The sequence below is a fragment of the Phyllobacterium sp. A18/5-2 genome (assembly GCF_025452215.1).
GTDB lineage: Bacteria > Pseudomonadota > Alphaproteobacteria > Rhizobiales > Rhizobiaceae > Phyllobacterium > Phyllobacterium sophorae.
Genome location: NZ_CP104966.1, coordinates 1232268 through 1250582, shown reverse-complemented (window position 1 = coordinate 1250582; position 18315 = coordinate 1232268). Strand labels below are relative to the sequence as shown.

Here is an 18315-nt window from a genome sequence, read left to right as displayed (position 1 = left end):
AAATCTTCTCCGCCTGCAGGCATCGAGGGTACAGACATGCTTGCGGGGATTGACGTGCGGGTGACAAGGTGAAATCTGTTTTCGACGCAAACATGCGACAGGGGGTTGAGATGAACTTGCGATCCTTTCTTTTGGCGGGACTTTTGCTCGCCATGGCGCCATTTTCCGCATCGGCTGCCGACCTGCCTGATCTTGGGGGGAAACAAGTTACCGTGGTGACGGAAAACGCCTATCCACCCCTGCAATTCGTCGATCCGAAGACTAGCAAGCCTGTCGGCTGGGAATATGATGCGATGAACGAGATCGCCAAGCGGCTGAACTTCAAGGTCGAGTACCTGAATACGAGCTGGGATGCGATGATTCAGGCCGTTTCCGATAATCAGTATCAGATCGGCATGACCGGTATCACCATCAATGATGAGCGCAAGCAGAAGGTCGATTTCTCGGAACCATACATGCGCTCGGAACAGTTCATGCTGGTGCGCAGTGACGAGAAACGGTTCACCGATCCGAAGAGCTTTGCCGACACGAAGGATGCACTTGTCGGCGCGCAGCCGGGCACGACCAATTTCTATGTCGCCGTCTACAATGTCCTCGACGGCAATGAACAGAATCCGCGTATCAAGCTGTTTGAAACCTTCGGTGCTACGATCCAGGCGCTGAAGACTGGCGATGTCGACCTTGTGCTGACCGACAGCACGGCTGGCAAGGGTTACGTCGATGCGTCGGGGGGTGCCTTGAAGCTGATCGGCGGACCTCTCGGCGCTGAGGATTTCGGCTTCATTTTCCCCAAGGGTTCGGAGCTCGTCGCTCCGGTCAATGCGGCGATTGCGGCTTTAAAGGCAGACGGAACGTTCGACGCGCTCAACAAGAAGTGGTTTCTCGACTACAAGCTCGGCCAGTAAGCGGAACAGTGTCGGATAACACTCAGAACCGGGGATCTTCCGAGAAGAAGGACTTCCCGTGGTGGCTGCTCGTCGCGGTGGCGATCGCCGTTGTGCTGGGCGCCGCCATCCTCGTCAGCCCCATCTATGGACAGGTCTTCTCCACGGTATCGCAGGGTATCTGGATCACGGTGTGGGTCTCGCTTCTTGCGTTCCTCCTGGCGTCGGCACTTGGACTGCTGCTGGCGGTGATGAGCCTCTCAGACCATATTGCCGTTAGACAGATCGCCCGCTTCTATGTCGAGATCGTGCGCGGCATCCCATTGCTTGTGCTGCTGTTCTACGTTGCCTTTGTCGGCGCCCCGGCGGTGATCGCGATGTGGAACTTCGTCACGCAGCCTCTGCAAAGCGCGGGCTTTGTCGAGCCGCTGCAGGTTCGTGATTTTTCCCTGCTCTGGCGCGCCATCATCGCATTGATGCTTGCCTATGCCGCCTTTCTCGCCGAAATTTTTCGCGCTGGCATCCAGTCCGTGGACCTGGGCCAGATCGAGGCCGCAAAGGCACTGGGATTGAAGCGCTTTCCGCGGTTCCGCCTTATTGTCATGCCCCAGGCGATCCGCATCATCCTGCCGCCCTACGGCAATGATTTCATCTCGATGGTGAAAGATTCCTCGCTCGTCTCGGTGCTTGGCGTGGTGGACGTGACGCAGATGGGCAAGGTCTATGCTTCCGGCTCCTTTCGCTTCTTTGAAACCTATTCCGTCGTCGCTTATGTATACCTCGTACTGACCATCAGCCTGTCGCTGGGGCTGCGCTGGCTGGAACGCCGTCTCAATCGCCGTTGATCCAGGAAACAGCGGCGCATTGTCGCCGGAATATTACTTTTTTCGCTTGTTTCTTGACGTAAGTGGACCTCGAGTGCATATGTCCACGAAATAATCGAAAAGCATTAGGTCGTACACTCGTGGAGAGGATCGAAATGGCGCCTGAAACGGCAAAAAGATGCGAGGAGAAGCGTGAAGGTCGGGGTCTTCTCCCCGGCCGAACGGTTCGACATTGCAGCTTGCAGCCGTTTCGGCGTCCGGAGGATATGGTCTTTTCGCCCGGCTACTTTGTCGCAAAGGCTCGAAAATGGATAAACATTTCCATCGCCTCTGCTCCTCGTATCCTAACGAAAAGCCTCATACCATTTCGACCCTATTCACGAGGGTACGACCTCACCGTGCCGAGGATATCGCCATGACTGCGCCACGTACACTCTATGACAAGATATGGGATGACCATCTGGTCGATCAGCAGGATGACGGCACGTGCCTCCTGTATATTGATCGTCATCTTGTGCATGAAGTGACCAGCCCGCAGGCGTTCGAAGGCTTGCGCGTAGCCGGCCGGAAGGTCCGCCATCCGGAAAAGACGCTCGCCGTCGTTGACCACAACGTCCCGACTTCACCGGACCGGGTCAATGGTATCAAAAATGAGGAGAGCCGCGTTCAGGTCGAGGCTCTCGCCAAGAATGCCGCGGATTTCGGCGTCGAGTATTACTCCGAGAGGGACATCCGCCAGGGGATCGTCCACATCATCGGACCGGAGCAGGGCTTTACCCTGCCGGGCATGACGATTGTCTGCGGCGACAGCCATACCTCCACGCACGGCGCTTTCGGCGCCTTGGCGCACGGTATCGGCACATCGGAAGTCGAGCACGTTCTCGCGACCCAGACGCTGATCCAGTCGAAGGCCAAGAACATGCTGGTGCGTGTCGATGGCGTATTGCCGGCCGGGGTGACCGCCAAGGACATCATCCTTGCCATTATCGGCGAGATCGGCACCGCAGGCGGCACCGGCTATGTCATCGAATATGCTGGCGAAGCCATTCGCGCGCTTTCGATGGAAGGCCGTATGACCATTTGCAACATGTCGATCGAAGGCGGCGCGCGCGCCGGTCTGATCGCTCCGGACGAGACGACATACGCCTATGTCAAGGACAAGCCCCGTGCGCCGAAAGGCGCAGCTTTTGAACAGGCGCTTGAATATTGGAAGACGCTGAAGAGCGACGAAGGCGCGCATTTCGACAAGATTGTCGTCTTGAACGCTGCCGACCTGCCGCCGATCGTTTCCTGGGGCTCTTCCCCGGAGGATGTGATCTCGGTTACCGGCGCAGTGCCAAATCCGGACGACATCGCCGATGAGACCAAACGCAGCTCCAAGTGGCGTGCGCTCGACTATATGGGACTAAAGCCGGGCACACCGATCACGGATATCAAGCTAGACCGCGTCTTTATCGGTTCGTGTACCAATGGCCGCATCGAGGATTTGCGCGAAGTCGCGAAGGTCGTTGAAGGCCGCAAAGTCAGTGAAACGGTCGATGCGATGATCGTTCCAGGGTCAGGCCTCGTCAAGGAACAGGCGGAAGCCGAAGGTCTCGACAAGATTTTCAAGGCAGCCGGATCTCGACTGGCGTGAGCCTGGCTGCTCCATGTGCCTTGCCATGAATGACGACCGCCTGAAGCCAGGTGAACGCTGTGCCTCGACCTCAAACCGCAATTTCGAAGGACGTCAGGGCTTCAAGGGCCGCACGCATCTCGTGTCGCCAGCCATGGCAGCCGCTGCGGCAATCGCCGGACATTTTGTTGATATTAGAGAGTGGAAGTAAGCTTCTCTATCTCCCCTCTTGTGAGGGAATGTGATTTCAGCATCTAGCCCTTGCTAAGTGCTAGAAATCACAAGAGAGGGGATAGTGTATTGTGGGTTCAAATCCCCTCACTTGGATTTTCTAAGAATTCAGCAAAGGGGCTAAATTCAACAAAATCCTTTCTCTCCCACAAGGGGAGAGATAACCGGCATCAGCCGCCAGCCCCAACCCTTCACCGTCCGCGATATGCCGGAACGCCCTGGTCCGGCAGCCACAAACCTTCGGGCACCGGGCCGGTCTGCCAGAAAACGTCAATCGGGATACCGCCGCGCGGATACCAGTAGCCGCCAATGCGCAGCCACAAGGGCTTGACCGCCTCGACGATGCGCTTGCCGATGCCGACCGTGCAATCCTCGTGAAAGGCGCCGTGATTGCGGAAGCTGCCGAGAAACAACTTCAGCGACTTGGATTCAACCAGGCTCTGGTCCGGAGCATAATCGATCACCAGATGGCCGAAATCCGGCTGGCCGGTGACCGGGCAAAGCGAGGTGAATTCCGGGCACGCAAAGCGCGCAAGGAACAATGTCCCCGCCTGCGGGTTCGGCACAGCATCGAGAGTGGCTTCGTCGGGATGCTGCGGGATTTTTACATCCTTGCCGAGCATCGTTGCCTGTTCTGCATAATGGCTCATGCTGCTGTCCTTTCCATCTCGAACTCGCCTCGATATTCGCAGCCTTCGCCGCAAGTATCACGGTAAACGCCGACTTCCGCCAAGCCGGGCAGAGCAGGTGCAAAATGCCGCCACAGCCACATGGCAATGTTCTCAAGTGTCGGCGTTTCCAGCCCTTGGATTTCGTTGAGATACCGGTGATCAAGCAGGTCGACCGCGCTGTCGAATGCGCTTTTCACGACGCCGAGATCGGAAATAAGGCCAGTCCTGCCATCGGGTTTTCCTTCCAGCGTCACCCGCACACGGAAGCTGTGTCCGTGCAGGCGGGTATTGACGTGTCCGTCGGGGAAAATGTGCGGCAGATGATGTGCCGCTTCAAACGTAAATTCGTTGAAGATTCTCATAATTGCTCCGTCAGCTCTGGCGCAATACAGGCGCCCGCTAAAGCAATTCCAGCAAAGTGTGTAACGGTTTTGCGTCCGGAATTGCGGTCAACAAACAGCCTGCGCTTACGGCAGGCCGATCAGTTTATGTGTCTGCGTGCTCAGCCGCCAAAGCGGATGGGCGAGGCAATAGGCCGCTGCAGATGCCACATGCGACGCGGTTTGCGCCGGATCACCGATGACGTCAAGAGGTTGCAAATAGAAATGCTCGAAGGAAAGCTGCTCGAAACGCGATGGATGCGTCTCGGCTTCCTTTTGCGGGAAGACCAGCTTGAGCTCGTTGCCGCCGGTTTGGACAAGAGGCGCGGCCGCCTTGGGCGAGACGCAGATCCAGTCAAGCCCGGCCGGCGCGGCAATGGTGCCATTGGTCTCGACGCCCACTTCGAAGCCGCGCGCATGAAACGCTTCAATCAGCGGCGCATCGAGCTGCAACAGGGGTTCACCGCCGGTGCAGATGACATAGGGCTTGCCGCCCGATCTATCTGTATCGGGCCATTGCGCAGCCACTGCATCGGCCAGAGCTTCAGCGGTCTTGAACTTGCCGCCGCCCGGACCATTCACGCCGATGAAATCCGTATCGCAGAACTTGCAGACCGCGTCCTCACGGTCGCGTTCGAGCCCTGACCACAGGTTACAGCCGGCAAAACGCGTGAACACGGCAGCGCGGCCCGTATGATTGCCCTCGCCCTGCAGGGTCAGGTAGATTTCCTTGACGGCGTAGGTCATACGGCCTCCGCCCTGAACTTCCGCCACCCGTTTGCCCGCAATTCGCAGGCCGGACAGCTGTTACAGCCATAGCCCCACTCATGCCGCTGCGAACGATCGCCGAGATAGCAGGTATGGGTGTGCTCGACGACCAGATCCAGCAGACCTTCGCCGCCGAGGTCACGCGCAAGGGTAAAGGTCTCGGCTTTGTCCAGCCACATCAACGGCGTTTCGATGGTTATGCGGCGGTCCAGCCCAAGCGACAGAGCAACCTGCTGGGCTTTCAACGTGTCATCGCGGCAATCGGGATACCCCGAATAGTCGGTTTCGCACATGCCGCCGACGATAACCCGCAGGCCACGGCGATAGGCCAGCGCACCAGCGAGCGTGAAGAACAGCAAATTGCGGCCAGGTACAAAGGTATTGGGCAGGCCGTTGTCAGCCATTTCGATGGCGATGTCGTCGGTCATGGCCGAAGCACCGAGCTGCCCCACAATGCCGGCATCCAGCAAGTGGTCGTCGCCAAGACGCGCTGCCCATTGCGGAAACTGTCTGGTGATGGCGCTGCGGAACTCGCCGCGCACTTCGAGCTCAATCCGGTGCCGCTGGCCATAGTCGAAACCCACCGTCTCGACGCGGTCGAAGCGCGACAGCGCCCAGGCGAGGCACGTGGCGGAATCCTGTCCGCCGGAAAACAGGACCAGTGCGCCGTCAGAGTTGCGAGCCATGAGTACTACCTCTTCGATGAAGCGGCCCCCTTTACAGGGCGCGGCTCACCGAGGCAAATCAAATCTCCGAAGGACCGGTGCTAGTCGCAGTCAGGATGACCAATAACCGGCGTTTCGTTGCGGTCGAGACCATACATGTAACCGCGCCCCTGGATGAGGAGGGGACTGTTGCATCCCGTATTCGGTGCCGGGACGGCGCCCAGAACGACCGGATCGCCAACCGGAGAAATTACCGATGGGCCTTTGGCGCGCTTGTAGACCGGAACCTGCCGCCGGATACTGCGGCCCAAGCTATCGGATTGTGCCGCCGAAGCACCAACGAAGACGATCTTCGGGCCACCAGCCTCGTGCGTGATGACGTTGCCGTATTCATCACCGTAGGTGTTGCTGCTATTGAAATCGTTTGCAGCTGCCACTTGGGAAGCCGCCAGGGCAAGCGCCAAACCCATCGATGCCAAAACCGAGCAGGCAATTCTCTTTTGAACCATGGCGGCACCTCTGATGGGACAACTTCATCAACGTTGAGATTAACCTTATATTAATGATTGTCATCTGCCCAAACCTAATCAAATCGATTTTCATACCGGGCGCAGGTTGACGGGCGCGGCACAATCAACCAATCCTCAAGACGACGATCAGGCAGGCATGAAGGGACGGAAAAGCGATCATGACCAAAAAGACAGCTGACGAACACGCCATCGACATTTCACTCCTGCATCTGAGCGATGCCCATGAATTCGCCCCGCTGCTGGCCAGCTATGCCCAGGCGTTGAAACGTGGCGCGCCGCGCCGTCCGGACGACTACTATGCGGAAAACCTTTTGCGTGACCGTGCAGCGGAAATCGCCGGTGCACGCCTCGACGGCCATCTCGTGGGCTTCGTTATTTTCTACGATCTTCCCGAGCCGGTTTCCGGGATGCGTGCCGGTCAGGTCGATCATATTTATGTGCATCATGACCACCGCGGTAAAGGCATTGCCAAGGCCTTGATCGATGTGCTGGCCGACAAGGCGGAGGAGCGCGGCTGGACCAAGCTTTCGCTGAACGCGCCGCGCGTTCCTGAGGACGGCCGCAAGCTTTACGAACAGGTCGCGGCGCCGGCCGACTGGACGAGCTTCATTATCAGGTTTGGTAACCAGTAGGTGGCAGCAATGCAGGGTTGCAGCCAGGTCGGCGGCATTCTGCCGACGCCCCCGTTTGTCGCAGACAAACATCGGCCAAATGACCCCAGACAGTGTCGTCCGGAGGCTATCCGGACAGACTCACTCAAATATTTTTTTGCAGCACACAGTCGCAGGAATTTGCCTTTTCAGGGCCGTTTCTCGACCTTTAAACGATTGAATTTAAAGCACAAACCTTATTGACTTGCTATTGACGCCAATTCGCCGCATGAGGGGGCGGAATGGGGCTTTGACGCAGTGCAAAAACCGGATTAAAACCCTTCTAAATTGCCTCTATCCAGCCTTTTCGGCCCTGCCCGTCTAACCAGATGTGGCGCTACTCTTGGGGACGCTATGAGCAAGACAAATCTTAGAGCGAGATTCGGTCATATAGAAGACGTTCTGTTTCTCGGATGGCGAGCCAATCCGCGAGGAAGGTGGCGAGGCCGATGTCTTTCCATCGGACAACGCCGCCTGACAATGCGGTTGGCCACCGGCCGGAAACCCGAAGGGCCGGGCGAATTCGAGCCAAATCCTTCGGGCCCTGGCTTCGTCCGATGGAAAGACATCGGCCTCGCCAAACCCCTCGACCTTGTCCCGAATTCTCACCGGCAGAACGCTTCAATATGACCCAATCTCGTTCTTCAGCAAACCGGCCACTGTCGCCGCATTTGCAAATCTACAAGCCCATCCCAACCATGGTCATGTCCATCGTCCACCGGATCACCGGCTCGGCGCTCTATGTTGGCACGTTGCTGGTTGCCTGGTGGCTGATTGCGGCGGCCACGAATGAAGAATACTTCAATTTCGTCAATGCTATCTACGGCTCCTGGATCGGCCGTCTGGTGCTGCTTGGCTACACCTGGGCACTCATTCACCACATGATCGGGGGCATACGCCATCTGATCTGGGATACTGGCCGTGGCCTCGACAAGGACACGACCACGAAGATGGCCTGGGCCTCGCTCATTCTTTCCGTCGCATTGACGATCCTCATCTGGATCGCTGCATTCACAATAGCTTAGGGAGATTTGAGCGATGGGTGACATGCGCACGCCGCTTGGCAAGGTTCGTGGATTGGGATCTGCGAAGGAAGGCACGGATCATTTCTGGCGTCAGCGGCTGACAGCTGTCGCCAACATACCGCTGCTGCTGTTTTTCATAGGGTTGATCCTGTCGCTGCATGGCGCTGGCTATGCCGAGACAAGGGCGGCACTCTCCCACCCGCTGACAGCCCTGGTTCTATTGATGGTGATCATCTCCGGTCTCTATCATATGCGCCTCGGCATGCAGGTGATCATTGAAGATTATGTACACGGCGAAGGCACCAAGATCGTGCTGCTGATGCTCAATACCTTCTTCGCTCTGGCGGTTGGCATTGTCAGCATCTTTGCGATCCTCAAGCTAAGCTTCGGAGGCTAACCTCTATCATGGCACCAACAGATAAAACGGGCGGCAAGGCCTACACATTCGTCGATCACAAATTCGATGTGGTCGTGGTCGGAGCCGGCGGCGCTGGCCTGCGGGCAACGCTTGGCATGGCCGAACAGGGCCTGAAGACAGCGTGCATTACCAAGGTCTTCCCCACACGCTCGCACACGGTTGCGGCGCAGGGCGGGATCGCCGCCTCGCTCAGCAATATGGGCCCGGATTCCTGGCAATGGCACATGTATGACACCGTCAAAGGCTCCGATTGGCTCGGCGACACCGACGCGATGGAATATCTTGCCCGCGAAGCGCCAGCGGCGGTCTATGAGCTCGAACATTACGGTGTGCCGTTCTCCCGCACCGAAGCCGGAAAAATCTACCAGCGCCCCTTTGGCGGGCACATGATGAATTACGGCGATGGTCCGCCCGTGCAGCGCACCTGCGCCGCGGCTGACCGCACGGGCCACGCCATCCTGCACACCTTGTACGGCCAGTCCTTGCGCAACAATGCGCAGTTCTTCATCGAATATTTCGCGCTCGACCTTATCCAGGATGAAGATGGCACGATCACTGGCGTCGTCGCCTGGAACCTCGACGATGGCACGATCCACCGCTTTGCGGCGAAGATGGTTGTCATGGCGACGGGCGGCTATGGACGCTCCTATTTTTCAGCAACCTCCGCACACACCTGCACGGGGGATGGCGGTGGCATGGTCGCCCGCGCGGGCTTGCCGCTGCAGGATATGGAGTTCGTGCAGTTCCACCCTACCGGCATCTACGGCGCCGGCTGCCTGATCACCGAAGGTGCGCGCGGGGAGGGCGGCTATCTCGTCAATTCCGAAGGGGAGCGCTTCATGGAGCGCTATGCACCCTCGGCCAAGGATCTTGCATCGCGCGACGTGGTTTCGCGCTGCATGACGCTGGAAATTCGCGAGGGCCGCGGCGTCGGAAAGAACAAGGACCACATCTTCCTGCATCTGGATCACCTCGATCCTGCTGTTCTGCACGAACGCCTCCCCGGCATTTCGGGATCGGCGAAGATTTTCGCCGGCGTCGACCTCACCAAGGAGCCGATCCGGTCCTCCCGACGGTTCACTATAATATGGGTGGCATCCCAACCAATTATTGGGGTGAGGCGCTCAACCCGACCGCCGACAATCCCGACCGCATCCAGCCTGGCCTGATGGCCGTTGGCGAAGCGGGCTGTGCCTCGGTGCATGGGGCAAACCGTCTCGGCTCCAACTCGCTGATCGATCTTGTCGTGTTCGGGCGCGCAGCCGCGATCCGCGCTGGCGAGGTGATCGACCGCAATGCCAAGATCCCGGACATAAACGAAGCTTCGGTGATGAAGATCATGGATCGCTTCGACCGTCTGCGTCATGCCAATGGCAGTACGCCGACTGCTGCTTTACGCGAAAAGATGCAGCGGACGATGCAGGAAGATGCGGCCGTGTTCCGAACCTCTGATTCGTTGAAATCCGGCGTACAGCGTATGGAAAAGATCTGGAGCGAACTACCGGACGTCAAGGTCACCGACCGCTCGATGATCTGGAATTCCGATCTGGTGGAAACGCTGGAACTGGAAAACCTGATGGCCAACGCGCTGACGACCGTCGTTGCCGCCGAAGCGCGCAAGGAAAGCCGGGGCGCCCATGCGCATGAGGATTTCCCGAGCCGCGATGACGTCAACTGGCGCAAGCACAGCCTCGCCTGGCTCACTCCGGACGGCAAGGTTACGCTCGGTTACCGTCCTGTCCACCTTGACCCGCTGGTCAAGGAAGAGGACGGCGGCATCAGCCTCGCCAAGATCGCGCCGAAAGCGCGTGTGTATTGATCAAGGAACCAGAATACCATGGTTGAACTTGCACTTCCCAAGAACTCGCAGATGCGTCCCGGCAAGACCTGGGATCGTCCGCAGGGCGCGAACAATCTGCGCGAATACCGGATTTACCGCTGGTCGCCGGACGATGGCGAAAACCCGCGCATCGATACCTATTATGTCGATCTGGACGATTGCGGCCCGATGGTTCTCGATGGCCTGTTGTGGATCAAGAACAAGATCGATCCAACACTGACGCTGCGCCGCTCCTGCCGTGAAGGCATTTGCGGTTCCTGCGCCATGAATATCGACGGGACCAATACACTCGCCTGCACCAAGGGCATGGACGAGATCAAGGGACCTGTGAAAATCTATCCGCTGCCGCATCTGCCGGTGGTAAAGGATCTGGTGCCGGACCTTTCCAACTTCTATGCCCAGCACCGGTCGATCGAACCCTGGCTGAAGACGGTCTCGCCCGAGCCCGCGAAGGAATGGCTGCAGAGCCATGAGGACCGTGCCAAGCTAGACGGCCTTTATGAGTGCATCCTCTGCGCCTGCTGCTCGACATCCTGCCCGAGTTACTGGTGGAATGGCGATCGCTACCTCGGCCCCGCCGTTTTGCTCCAGGCCTATCGCTGGCTGATCGACAGCCGCGACGAAGCGACGGGCGAGCGGCTCGACAACCTTGAAGATCCATTCCGCCTCTATCGTTGCCACACGATCATGAACTGCGCGCAAACCTGCCCCAAGGGTCTGAACCCGGCCAAGGCGATTGCCGAGATCAAGAAGATGATGGTCGAGCGGCGGGTGTGACCGCATATGACCGACAAGATAGAGCCCCTAGACTAAGGTAGCGGTTGTTGGCCACGTCATCCTTCGGTAAAGGACCAACCATACTTTATCTTTAATGGGAGCATTGAAATGAAGGGAACGGGACGTTGTACCCTCTGGAACGTGGATGCCCGTGCCTTTCTCGCTCTTATCGCATTCACTGTGATAGTTCCACTAAGCCACGCAGCAAGCCTATCGAAAGAGGGTCTAGCCCGCGTGCAGCGAGAAATCGAAAGCAATTGGCTGCATCCTTTTGATTTGGTGGGAAGTCAGCCAATTACTATTACTGCGAAGATTCATCTCAATCGTAAGGGCGCTATTGAGGGCACACCAGAAATTGCAGGTAGCGGAGCCCCAGCTTCCGAGCTCAAGTCGGCGATCCTCAGTATTCGCCGGGCATTGAACCGATCAGCTCCGTTCCAACTACAGGAAGAAGAGTATGACAATTGGAAAGTCATTACGTTGACCTTCCAATTGTCCACGGAACCCTAGACGGCTCTACTGTCGATCGAGACTCGATTTGTTCAAAGCCGGTCTCACGCCAGCTTGGCGTCCAGTGTGACTTCTATCGCGCCAAGGGCCTTTGACAGCGGGCAACTGGCTTTCGCCTGGCCTGCAAGCTTGGTGAACGTTGCCTCGTCGATACCAGGAACATTGCCAATCAGTGTCAGCGCGCTCCTGGTGATCTCGAAGCCGCCGCCGGCGGCCGGATTTACAGTCACTGTTGCCTTGGCGTCGAGCTGCTCCGCCGGCGTTCCGTTCTCCGCCAGGAAATGCGAAAGCTGCATCGCGAAGCAGCCGGCATGGGCGGCCGCCAGCAACTCTTCTGGATTGGTGCCGGAGGTGCCGCTTTCATCCTGAAATCGCGCCTTGAAATTGTAAGGAAGACCTTTGAGCGCTCCGCTCTGTGTATCGAGCGTACCGGAACCGTCGGCAAGCGCGCCTTTCCAGATCGCCGTTGCTTGTCTATCCATTTGTATCTCCCTCGTTGAAACTGGTTGCATGGGACGTGTGGTCGCACCGTTATCGGGCGTGGCGATAACGGCTCCGAGTTAGCATGGTTCCGTATCATATCGATGGCACCGCATTATTCCATCGCCTAATTTACCCCTTCCATTTCCCTTTCGTAGAATTCGCCTTTTTATTGAGGGATTTGATCATGCATATTGTCCTCGCAGTTTTGGGAATCCTCGGCGGCGGCTTGTTCTGGTGGTACAGGATGAAAGTGCTGGGTGAAGCGGCGAGTGAATTGATCGACAGTGCAGGGCGTGCGCGTGGATATTTTCGGCGTAGAAAGATAAGGAAAATGGCCGAGCATTCGCCGCTGACCGCCATCGAGGATCCTGTTCTCGCTGCGGCAACAGTGATTTTTGCGATCATTGCGGAAGATGGCCTGATTACGGAAAATCATTTTGACGCGGTCCGGAGCGCCATCATCGATATCAGCAATCCCTGGAAGGCAGACGAGGCGATGATTTATGCCAAATGGGCCTTCGCCCAGGTTGGCGATACGCCGACGGTCATCGAAAAAACGTCGCCGCTTCTGCGTGAGCGGCTCAATGATCTGGAAAAGTATGAATTGATTGATATGGTAGGCGCGGCTGCTGCTGCCGTTCCGGTCTCCCAACTTTACGGGCAGCGGGTCAGAAAGCTCAAGCAGAGGCTTGGCCTCCAAGTCGACTGATCAACCCAAATCGAAACAGGAAAATCCCGTGAAACTGAAAAAACTTGGCCGTACGAATATTGACGTTACGGAAATTTGCCTCGGCACGATGACCTGGGGTGTGCAGAACACGGAAGAGGATGCGCATCGGCAGATCGACTATGCACTTGATGCAGGCGTCAATTTCATGGATACGGCGGAAGTCTATGCCATTCCGTCAACTCCCGAGACCTATGGCAAGACCGAAACCTATATCGGCACATGGTTCAAGAAAACCGGCAAACGCGACAAATTCGTGCTTGCGACCAAAATTTCCGGCGGCGGCAACAGCTGGATCCGCAACGGCACACCTCCGGACAGGAAGTCGGTGCGTGCGGCGGTGGAAGGCAGCCTGAAGCGGCTGCAGACTGATTATATCGATCTCTACCAGGTACATTATCCTGCCCGCGGCCATTATCACTTTGGCTCTGCCTGGAAGTATGCGCCTCAGTCCCAGGACAGGGCATTGGCCATGACACAGATTGACGAGACGCTCGCTGGCCTTGACGACATGGTGAAGGAAGGCAAGGTCCGGCACATTGGGCTGTCCAATGAGACGGCTTGGGGCATTGGCCAATGGTTGAAGCTTGCGGAACGCAGCGGCCTGCCGCGGGTTGCTTCCGTGCAGAACGAATATAGCCTGATCCAACGTGTATTCGATCTCGATCTTGCCGAACTCAGCCATCACGAGGATGTCGGGCTCCTGGCTTATTCCTCGTTGGCTTCGGGTGTACTCACCGGAAAATATCTCGACGGGAAAACACCTGCGGGAACGCGCGGCGCGATTCAGCCGGGGGGCTGTGGCGCAGCAATGAACATTCCGCGCCCGCCGTCAGGGCCTATATCGATCTTGCTCGCAAGCATGGGCTCGACGTGGCGCAGATGGCTATCGCCTTTGCCCTCACGCGGCCGTTCATGACGTCGGTTATCATCGGCGCCACCTCGATGGAGCAGCTGAAGACCGATATCTGGGCGAGCTCGATTACGCTGTCGCCGGAAATCCTCAAGGAGATTGACGCGATCTACCGCACGTATCCGCGTCCGCTCTAGATCGGCTGGCCCTGCAGCAATTTGGGCGCAGTCGTCGACAATCCTGCGGCCTGGCGGATGAAAAATCCCTTGAGCCGCGGCATCCGTTCGACGAGGCCGAGGCCGAAGTCGCGCAAGGCGCGAACCGGCACATTGTCGTTCGAGAACAGCCGGTTCAAAACGTCGGTGGTGACACCCATCTGCACCGTGTCGAAGCGCCGCCAGGTCTGGTAGCGCTCGAGCACCGCGATCGAGCCGATGTCGAGACCGAGCCGGTCGGCGTCGACGATCGTCTCCGCGAGCGCCGCAGCGTCCTTGAAGCCAAGATTGAGGCCTTGCCCGGCAATGGGGTGGATTCCATGGGCTGCATCGCCGGCCAGCGCAAAACGCGGCTTGACGAAGTCGCGCGCCAAAGTCAGGCCGAGCGGGAACGATTTGCGGGGGCCTTCCACATGCAATTCTCCGAGCTTCAATCCGAAACGCAACTCCAGCTCGTGTTCAAAGACGAAATCATCATCGTTGATCAGCCGTTCGGCATCGTCTGTCCGCTCGGTCCAGACCAGTGAGGAGCGGTTACCCTTTAGCGGCAGGATGGCGAAGGGACCGGCGGGGAGGAAGTGCTCTTCGGCGCGGCCATAATGCGGCCGCTCATGGGAGACGGTGCAGACGATGCCCGACTGGCCATATTCCCAATTGACCGTCTTGATGCCAGCCATGTCGCGCAGCCGTGACTTCACGCCGTCCGCGGCGATCAAAAGTCGCGTGCGCAGGCTCTTGCCATCAGCATAGCGGACGGTCAGATGCGCCTCGCCCTGCTCAATACCATTGACCGGCGCACCTTCGATGAATTCGATGCCGAGTTCTTCCGCCTTGGCCCGCAGTGACGCATTGAGCACCCGGTTTTCCACCATATGCGCAAAAGGCTCGCCTGGCTCGATTTCGCCGTTGAAGGTCAGGAAGACTGGCCGCACGGGATCGGAGGTGCGCGAATCGGTGACCGTCATTTCATTGATCGGCTGGGCCTCAGGCAGAATCGCGTCCCAGCAGCCGAGCCGGTCGAGCATGCGGCTCGCAGCCGCTGCGATGGCCGAGGCGCGGGTATCATTGCGCCAGACGCCGGCAGGGGCCGCATCGATGACGGTGACGCCAAGGTGCGGCGCCGATGATTTCAGTGCCACGGCGGTCGCAAGGCCGACATAGCCTGCGCCGGCAATGACAATATCTGTGCCTGGCTGTTCTTTCCGGGTTCGTTCAACCATGATTGCCTCCGGGTTGCGCTTGATGCGGCGCTTGACTTGTTCTTCTGTTCCTGTTGCAAGCGTGGAAGTTACGCGCGCAGGAGATACCGATCATGTCAGACGCCATGAAAGAGCTTTTGTCCATACTCGACCTTGAGACGCTTGAACACAACCTGTTTCGAGGTCGCAGCCCGCAGGTCGGCTGGCAGCGCGTCTTCGGCGGTCAGGTGATCGGCCAGGCCCTCGTCGCGGCGCAGCGCACCGTCGATCCCGCGCGGCACGTGCATTCGCTGCACGGTTATTTCATGCGCGCTGGCGATCCAAAAGTCCCGATCATCTATGAGGTTGACCGCATCCGCGACGGTTCCAGTTTTACCACCCGGCGTGTCATCGGTATCCAGCACGGCCATGCGATCTTTTCGCTGGAGGCATCGTTCCAGATCGAGGAGGCAGGGCTCGAGCACCAGAAACCGCAGCCGCTCGATCTAACGCCGCCGGAACAATTGATCAGTGACAAGGATTTGAAGGAGCAGTATCTGCAGAATGCTCCCGCCAATATCCGCAGGTATTGGGAACAGGATCGGCCGATCGAACTGAAACCCTTGTCCCTTACCCATTACTTTTCCCGCGAAAAGCTGCCGCCAGAGCAGAACGTGTGGATAAGGACGACCGGTCCGGTACCCGAGGATCGTGCTGTGCAGGCTGCCGTCCTTGCCTATATCTCGGACATGACGTTGCTCGACACCTCGCTCTATGCGCATGGCCGCTCGATTTTTGACCGGGATCTGCAGGTCGCCAGTCTCGATCATGCCATGTGGTTTCACAGGCCCTGCCGCTTCGACGATTGGCTGCTTTATACGGCAGACAGCCCGAGCACATCCGGTGCGCGTGGTTTCAACAGGGGCGCAATCTACAGTCGCGACGGCAGTTTGATAGCCTCGACGGCGCAGGAGGGCCTAATTCGTGTGCATCTACCGGAATAAGCCTCGTTGATTTGTTTACGAATGCCCATTTTTTAGGCATGTTGCTGCAAAATGCACACGGCACCTGCTTTCATCTAAAAATATATATTTATAATCAATGCCTTAGCAGTGCGTGTCGAGTCTGGCACGGAACTTGAATACTCCTGACCAAGTCACCGATAGCCACACGGCTCTAGGCGATGGGTTCAACGCGGATTGCCGCAGTTCAGGTAATTCCACCTGGAAGGTACCGCGCAAGCGCAGGGGTATAGTCAATGAAAATTGTGATGGCCATTATCAAGCCGTTCAAGCTGGACGAAGTGCGCGAAGCACTCACCGCTGTCGGCATTCAGGGCCTGACCGTCACCGAGGTGAAGGGTTATGGCCGCCAGAAAGGACACACCGAAATTTATCGCGGCGCCGAATATGCGGTCAGCTTCCTTCCAAAACTGAAAGTGGAAGTCGCTGTCGCGTCTGAGCTCGTCGACACCGCAGTGGAAGCCATCACCACGGCCGCCAAGACGGGCCAGATCGGCGACGGGAAAATATTCGTGCTCAGCATCGAACAGGCCGTCCGTATCCGCACGGGCGAAACCGACACCGACGCGCTGTGAGTTATTTGGGGTTCAAGGAGAGAATAATGAAAATTCCAACCAGTCTTACATCTGCGGCTCGCAGCACCCTGCTAGGGTCGCTGGCGCTGACCGCATTCGGCTTATTGGCCGCGTTTGCCCAGGAAGCCGCGCCGGCCGCAGCGGATGCGGCTGCTGCAGCGGCGCCTGCTTTCACGGTGGACAAAGGTGACACCACCTGGATGATGGTGTCGACAGTGCTCGTGCTGTTGATGACCATACCCGGCCTTGCCTTGTTCTACGGTGGCCTTGTCCGCGCCAAGAACATGCTTTCGGTTCTCATGCAGGTCTTCACCATTACGGCCGTCGTGATGCTGATCTGGGTATTTTACGGCTACAGCCTGGCGTTCACTCCGGGCAACGCGTTCGTCGGTGGGTTTTCTAAGGCATTTCTGTCCGGTGTCGACGTGACAACGCTATCGGAAACCTTCTCGAAGGGCGTGGCCATTCCTGAATTGGTCTTCGTCATCTTCCAGATGACATTCGCCTGCATCACACCTGCACTGATCGTCGGCGCCTTTGCGGAGCGCGTCAAATTCTCGGCAGTCGTTCTGTTTGTCATCCTTTGGGTCACCTTCGTCTATTTCCCGATCGCCCACATGGTCTGGTTCTGGGGCGGTCCAAGCGCCTATTCCGATCCGTCGGGTCTGATTTTCGGCTTCGGTGCGATTGACTTTGCCGGTGGTACGGTCGTTCACATTAACGCTGGCATCGCCGGTCTTGTTGGTGCGCTCATGATTGGCAAGCGCGCGGGCTACAAGAAGGACATCATGGCTCCGCATTCCATGACCTTGACCATGGTCGGCGCCTCTTTGCTATGGGTCGGCTGGTTTGGCTTCAATGCAGGCTCCAACCTTGAAGCCAATGCCTATGCGGGTCTTGCAATGATCAATACATTTGTGGCGACAGCTGCTGCCACCGTGATGTGGATCATTCTTGAGTCCTTCCTGCGCGGAAAAGCCTCAATGCTCGGTGCGGTGTCGGGCGCCGTGGCCGGTCTGGTTGCAGTTACCCCGGCAGCCGGGTTCGTCGGCCCAATGGGTGCAATCGTCCTCGGTGCGGTCGTGACCCTTGTCTGCTATTTCTTCGTGGCGGTTGTGAAGAACAAGTTCGACTACGATGACAGCCTGGACGTCTTCGGCATTCACTGTGTCGGCGGCATCATCGGTGCTCTTGGCACGGGTATCCTGGTCAACCCGGCTTTGGGTGGCGCTGGCATCGTCGATTACTCGACGGCCGACTTCGCGGCCAGTTATGCAGGGACGGCAACACAACTTTGGGCGCAGTTCAAGGGTGTGGCGGTTACACTTCTGTGGTCCGGTATCGGCAGTGCAATCCTCTACAAGATTGTCGACCTTATCGTCGGTCTGCGGGCGGCTCCGGAAGCCGAGCGCGAAGGTCTTGACCTCACCTCCCACGGTGAAGCCGCCTATCACAGCTGATAGGCTGTCTCTGG

At 57.9% G+C, this 18315-nt stretch carries 18 protein-coding genes and 3 pseudogenes; 14 read left to right on the top strand and 7 right to left on the bottom strand.

Annotated features, from left to right (window positions below):
- Positions 1 to 110: 110 nt before the first annotated feature.
- The 3 genes and pseudogenes from N8E89_RS06250 to leuC all read left to right on the top strand — a co-directional run bounded on the left by N8E89_RS06250 (position 111) and on the right by leuC (position 3534).
- Positions 111 to 905 (top strand): basic amino acid ABC transporter substrate-binding protein, encoded by a 795-nt coding sequence (locus tag N8E89_RS06250; RefSeq protein WP_113171549.1) that lies wholly within the window; start codon positions 111 to 113, stop codon positions 903 to 905.
- 8 nt (positions 906 to 913) lie between these two features.
- Complete coding sequence (locus tag N8E89_RS06245; RefSeq protein ID WP_113171512.1) at positions 914 to 1729, top strand: amino acid ABC transporter permease; 816 nt, start codon at positions 914 to 916, stop codon at positions 1727 to 1729.
- Positions 1730 to 2123: 394 nt separating this feature from the next.
- Positions 2124 to 3534: pseudogene (gene leuC / locus N8E89_RS06240) on the top strand (3-isopropylmalate dehydratase large subunit).
- Between the two features lie 211 nt (positions 3535 to 3745).
- Here the strand turns inward: leuC and queF are convergent.
- The 5 genes from queF to N8E89_RS06215 form a co-directional block, all read right to left on the bottom strand.
- The gene (queF, locus tag N8E89_RS06235; RefSeq protein ID WP_410010358.1) at positions 3746 to 4177 is read right to left on the bottom strand and encodes a preQ(1) synthase; all 432 of its coding nucleotides are present in this window, start codon (positions 4175 to 4177) and stop codon (positions 3746 to 3748) included.
- A gap of 23 nt (positions 4178 to 4200) precedes the next feature.
- A complete protein-coding gene (locus N8E89_RS06230; protein ID WP_262261453.1) occupies positions 4201 to 4587 on the bottom strand; it encodes a 6-pyruvoyl trahydropterin synthase family protein in 387 nt (128 codons plus the stop codon).
- Between the two features lie 105 nt (positions 4588 to 4692).
- Positions 4693 to 5352, bottom strand: a complete 660-nt coding sequence (gene queE, locus N8E89_RS06225) for a 7-carboxy-7-deazaguanine synthase (protein ID WP_262261452.1) — start codon at positions 5350 to 5352, stop codon at positions 4693 to 4695.
- Entirely contained in the window at positions 5349 to 6059 is a 711-nt protein-coding gene (gene queC / locus N8E89_RS06220; RefSeq protein WP_113171508.1) for a 7-cyano-7-deazaguanine synthase QueC, read from the bottom strand. Before queC ends, queE begins: the two co-directional genes overlap by 4 nt.
- A gap of 80 nt (positions 6060 to 6139) precedes the next feature.
- A complete protein-coding gene (locus N8E89_RS06215; protein WP_262261450.1) occupies positions 6140 to 6547 on the bottom strand; it encodes a hypothetical protein in 408 nt (135 codons plus the stop codon).
- A 179-nt stretch (positions 6548 to 6726) separates the two neighbouring features.
- Here N8E89_RS06215 and N8E89_RS06210 point away from each other — a divergent pair, with 179 nt between their 5' ends.
- The 6 genes and pseudogenes from N8E89_RS06210 to N8E89_RS06185 all read left to right on the top strand — a co-directional run bounded on the left by N8E89_RS06210 (position 6727) and on the right by N8E89_RS06185 (position 11788).
- Complete coding sequence (locus N8E89_RS06210) at positions 6727 to 7200, top strand: GNAT family N-acetyltransferase (RefSeq protein ID WP_106662107.1); 474 nt, start codon at positions 6727 to 6729, stop codon at positions 7198 to 7200.
- Positions 7201 to 7844: 644 nt separating this feature from the next.
- Complete coding sequence (sdhC, locus tag N8E89_RS06205) at positions 7845 to 8243, top strand: succinate dehydrogenase, cytochrome b556 subunit (RefSeq protein ID WP_106662106.1); 399 nt, start codon at positions 7845 to 7847, stop codon at positions 8241 to 8243.
- A gap of 13 nt (positions 8244 to 8256) precedes the next feature.
- The gene (gene sdhD, locus N8E89_RS06200; RefSeq protein WP_106662105.1) at positions 8257 to 8640 is read left to right on the top strand and encodes a succinate dehydrogenase, hydrophobic membrane anchor protein; all 384 of its coding nucleotides are present in this window, start codon (positions 8257 to 8259) and stop codon (positions 8638 to 8640) included.
- An 8-nt stretch (positions 8641 to 8648) separates the two neighbouring features.
- Positions 8649 to 10480: pseudogene (gene sdhA / locus N8E89_RS06195) on the top strand (succinate dehydrogenase flavoprotein subunit).
- 18 nt (positions 10481 to 10498) lie between these two features.
- Positions 10499 to 11278, top strand: coding sequence for a succinate dehydrogenase iron-sulfur subunit (locus tag N8E89_RS06190; protein ID WP_106662103.1), 780 nt, complete (start codon positions 10499 to 10501; stop codon positions 11276 to 11278).
- Positions 11279 to 11386: 108 nt separating this feature from the next.
- Positions 11387 to 11788, top strand: a complete 402-nt coding sequence (locus N8E89_RS06185) for a cell envelope integrity protein TolA (RefSeq protein WP_262261449.1) — start codon at positions 11387 to 11389, stop codon at positions 11786 to 11788.
- Positions 11789 to 11832: 44 nt separating this feature from the next.
- Here the strand turns inward: N8E89_RS06185 and N8E89_RS06180 are convergent, their stop codons facing one another.
- Positions 11833 to 12270: an OsmC family protein gene (locus N8E89_RS06180; RefSeq protein ID WP_106662101.1), complete on the bottom strand. Its 438-nt coding sequence runs from the start codon at positions 12268 to 12270 to the stop codon at positions 11833 to 11835.
- Between the two features lie 185 nt (positions 12271 to 12455).
- On the opposite strand from N8E89_RS06180, the gene N8E89_RS06175 reads away from it, so the two are divergent.
- Positions 12456 to 12980 carry a hypothetical protein gene (locus N8E89_RS06175; protein WP_262261448.1) on the top strand — a complete coding sequence of 175 codons (525 nt, stop codon included), beginning with the start codon at positions 12456 to 12458 and terminating at the stop codon, positions 12978 to 12980.
- 88 nt (positions 12981 to 13068) lie between these two features.
- A pseudogene (locus N8E89_RS06170) lies at positions 13069 to 14048 on the top strand (aldo/keto reductase).
- Here N8E89_RS06170 and N8E89_RS06165 read toward each other — a convergent pair.
- Complete coding sequence (locus N8E89_RS06165) at positions 14045 to 15286, bottom strand: ubiquinone biosynthesis hydroxylase (protein ID WP_262261446.1); 1242 nt, start codon at positions 15284 to 15286, stop codon at positions 14045 to 14047. The pseudogene N8E89_RS06170 and the gene N8E89_RS06165 overlap by 4 nt on opposite strands.
- A gap of 92 nt (positions 15287 to 15378) precedes the next feature.
- Here N8E89_RS06165 and tesB point away from each other — a divergent pair, with 92 nt between their 5' ends.
- The 3 genes from tesB (at position 15379) to N8E89_RS06150 (ending at position 18301) form a co-directional block, all read left to right on the top strand.
- Complete coding sequence (tesB, locus tag N8E89_RS06160; protein ID WP_262261445.1) at positions 15379 to 16248, top strand: acyl-CoA thioesterase II; 870 nt, start codon at positions 15379 to 15381, stop codon at positions 16246 to 16248.
- Between the two features lie 254 nt (positions 16249 to 16502).
- Entirely contained in the window at positions 16503 to 16841 is a 339-nt protein-coding gene (locus tag N8E89_RS06155; protein WP_100000921.1) for a P-II family nitrogen regulator, read from the top strand.
- A 26-nt stretch (positions 16842 to 16867) separates the two neighbouring features.
- Positions 16868 to 18301: an ammonium transporter gene (locus N8E89_RS06150; RefSeq protein ID WP_262261443.1), complete on the top strand. Its 1434-nt coding sequence runs from the start codon at positions 16868 to 16870 to the stop codon at positions 18299 to 18301.
- Positions 18302 to 18315: the final 14 nt, after the last annotated feature.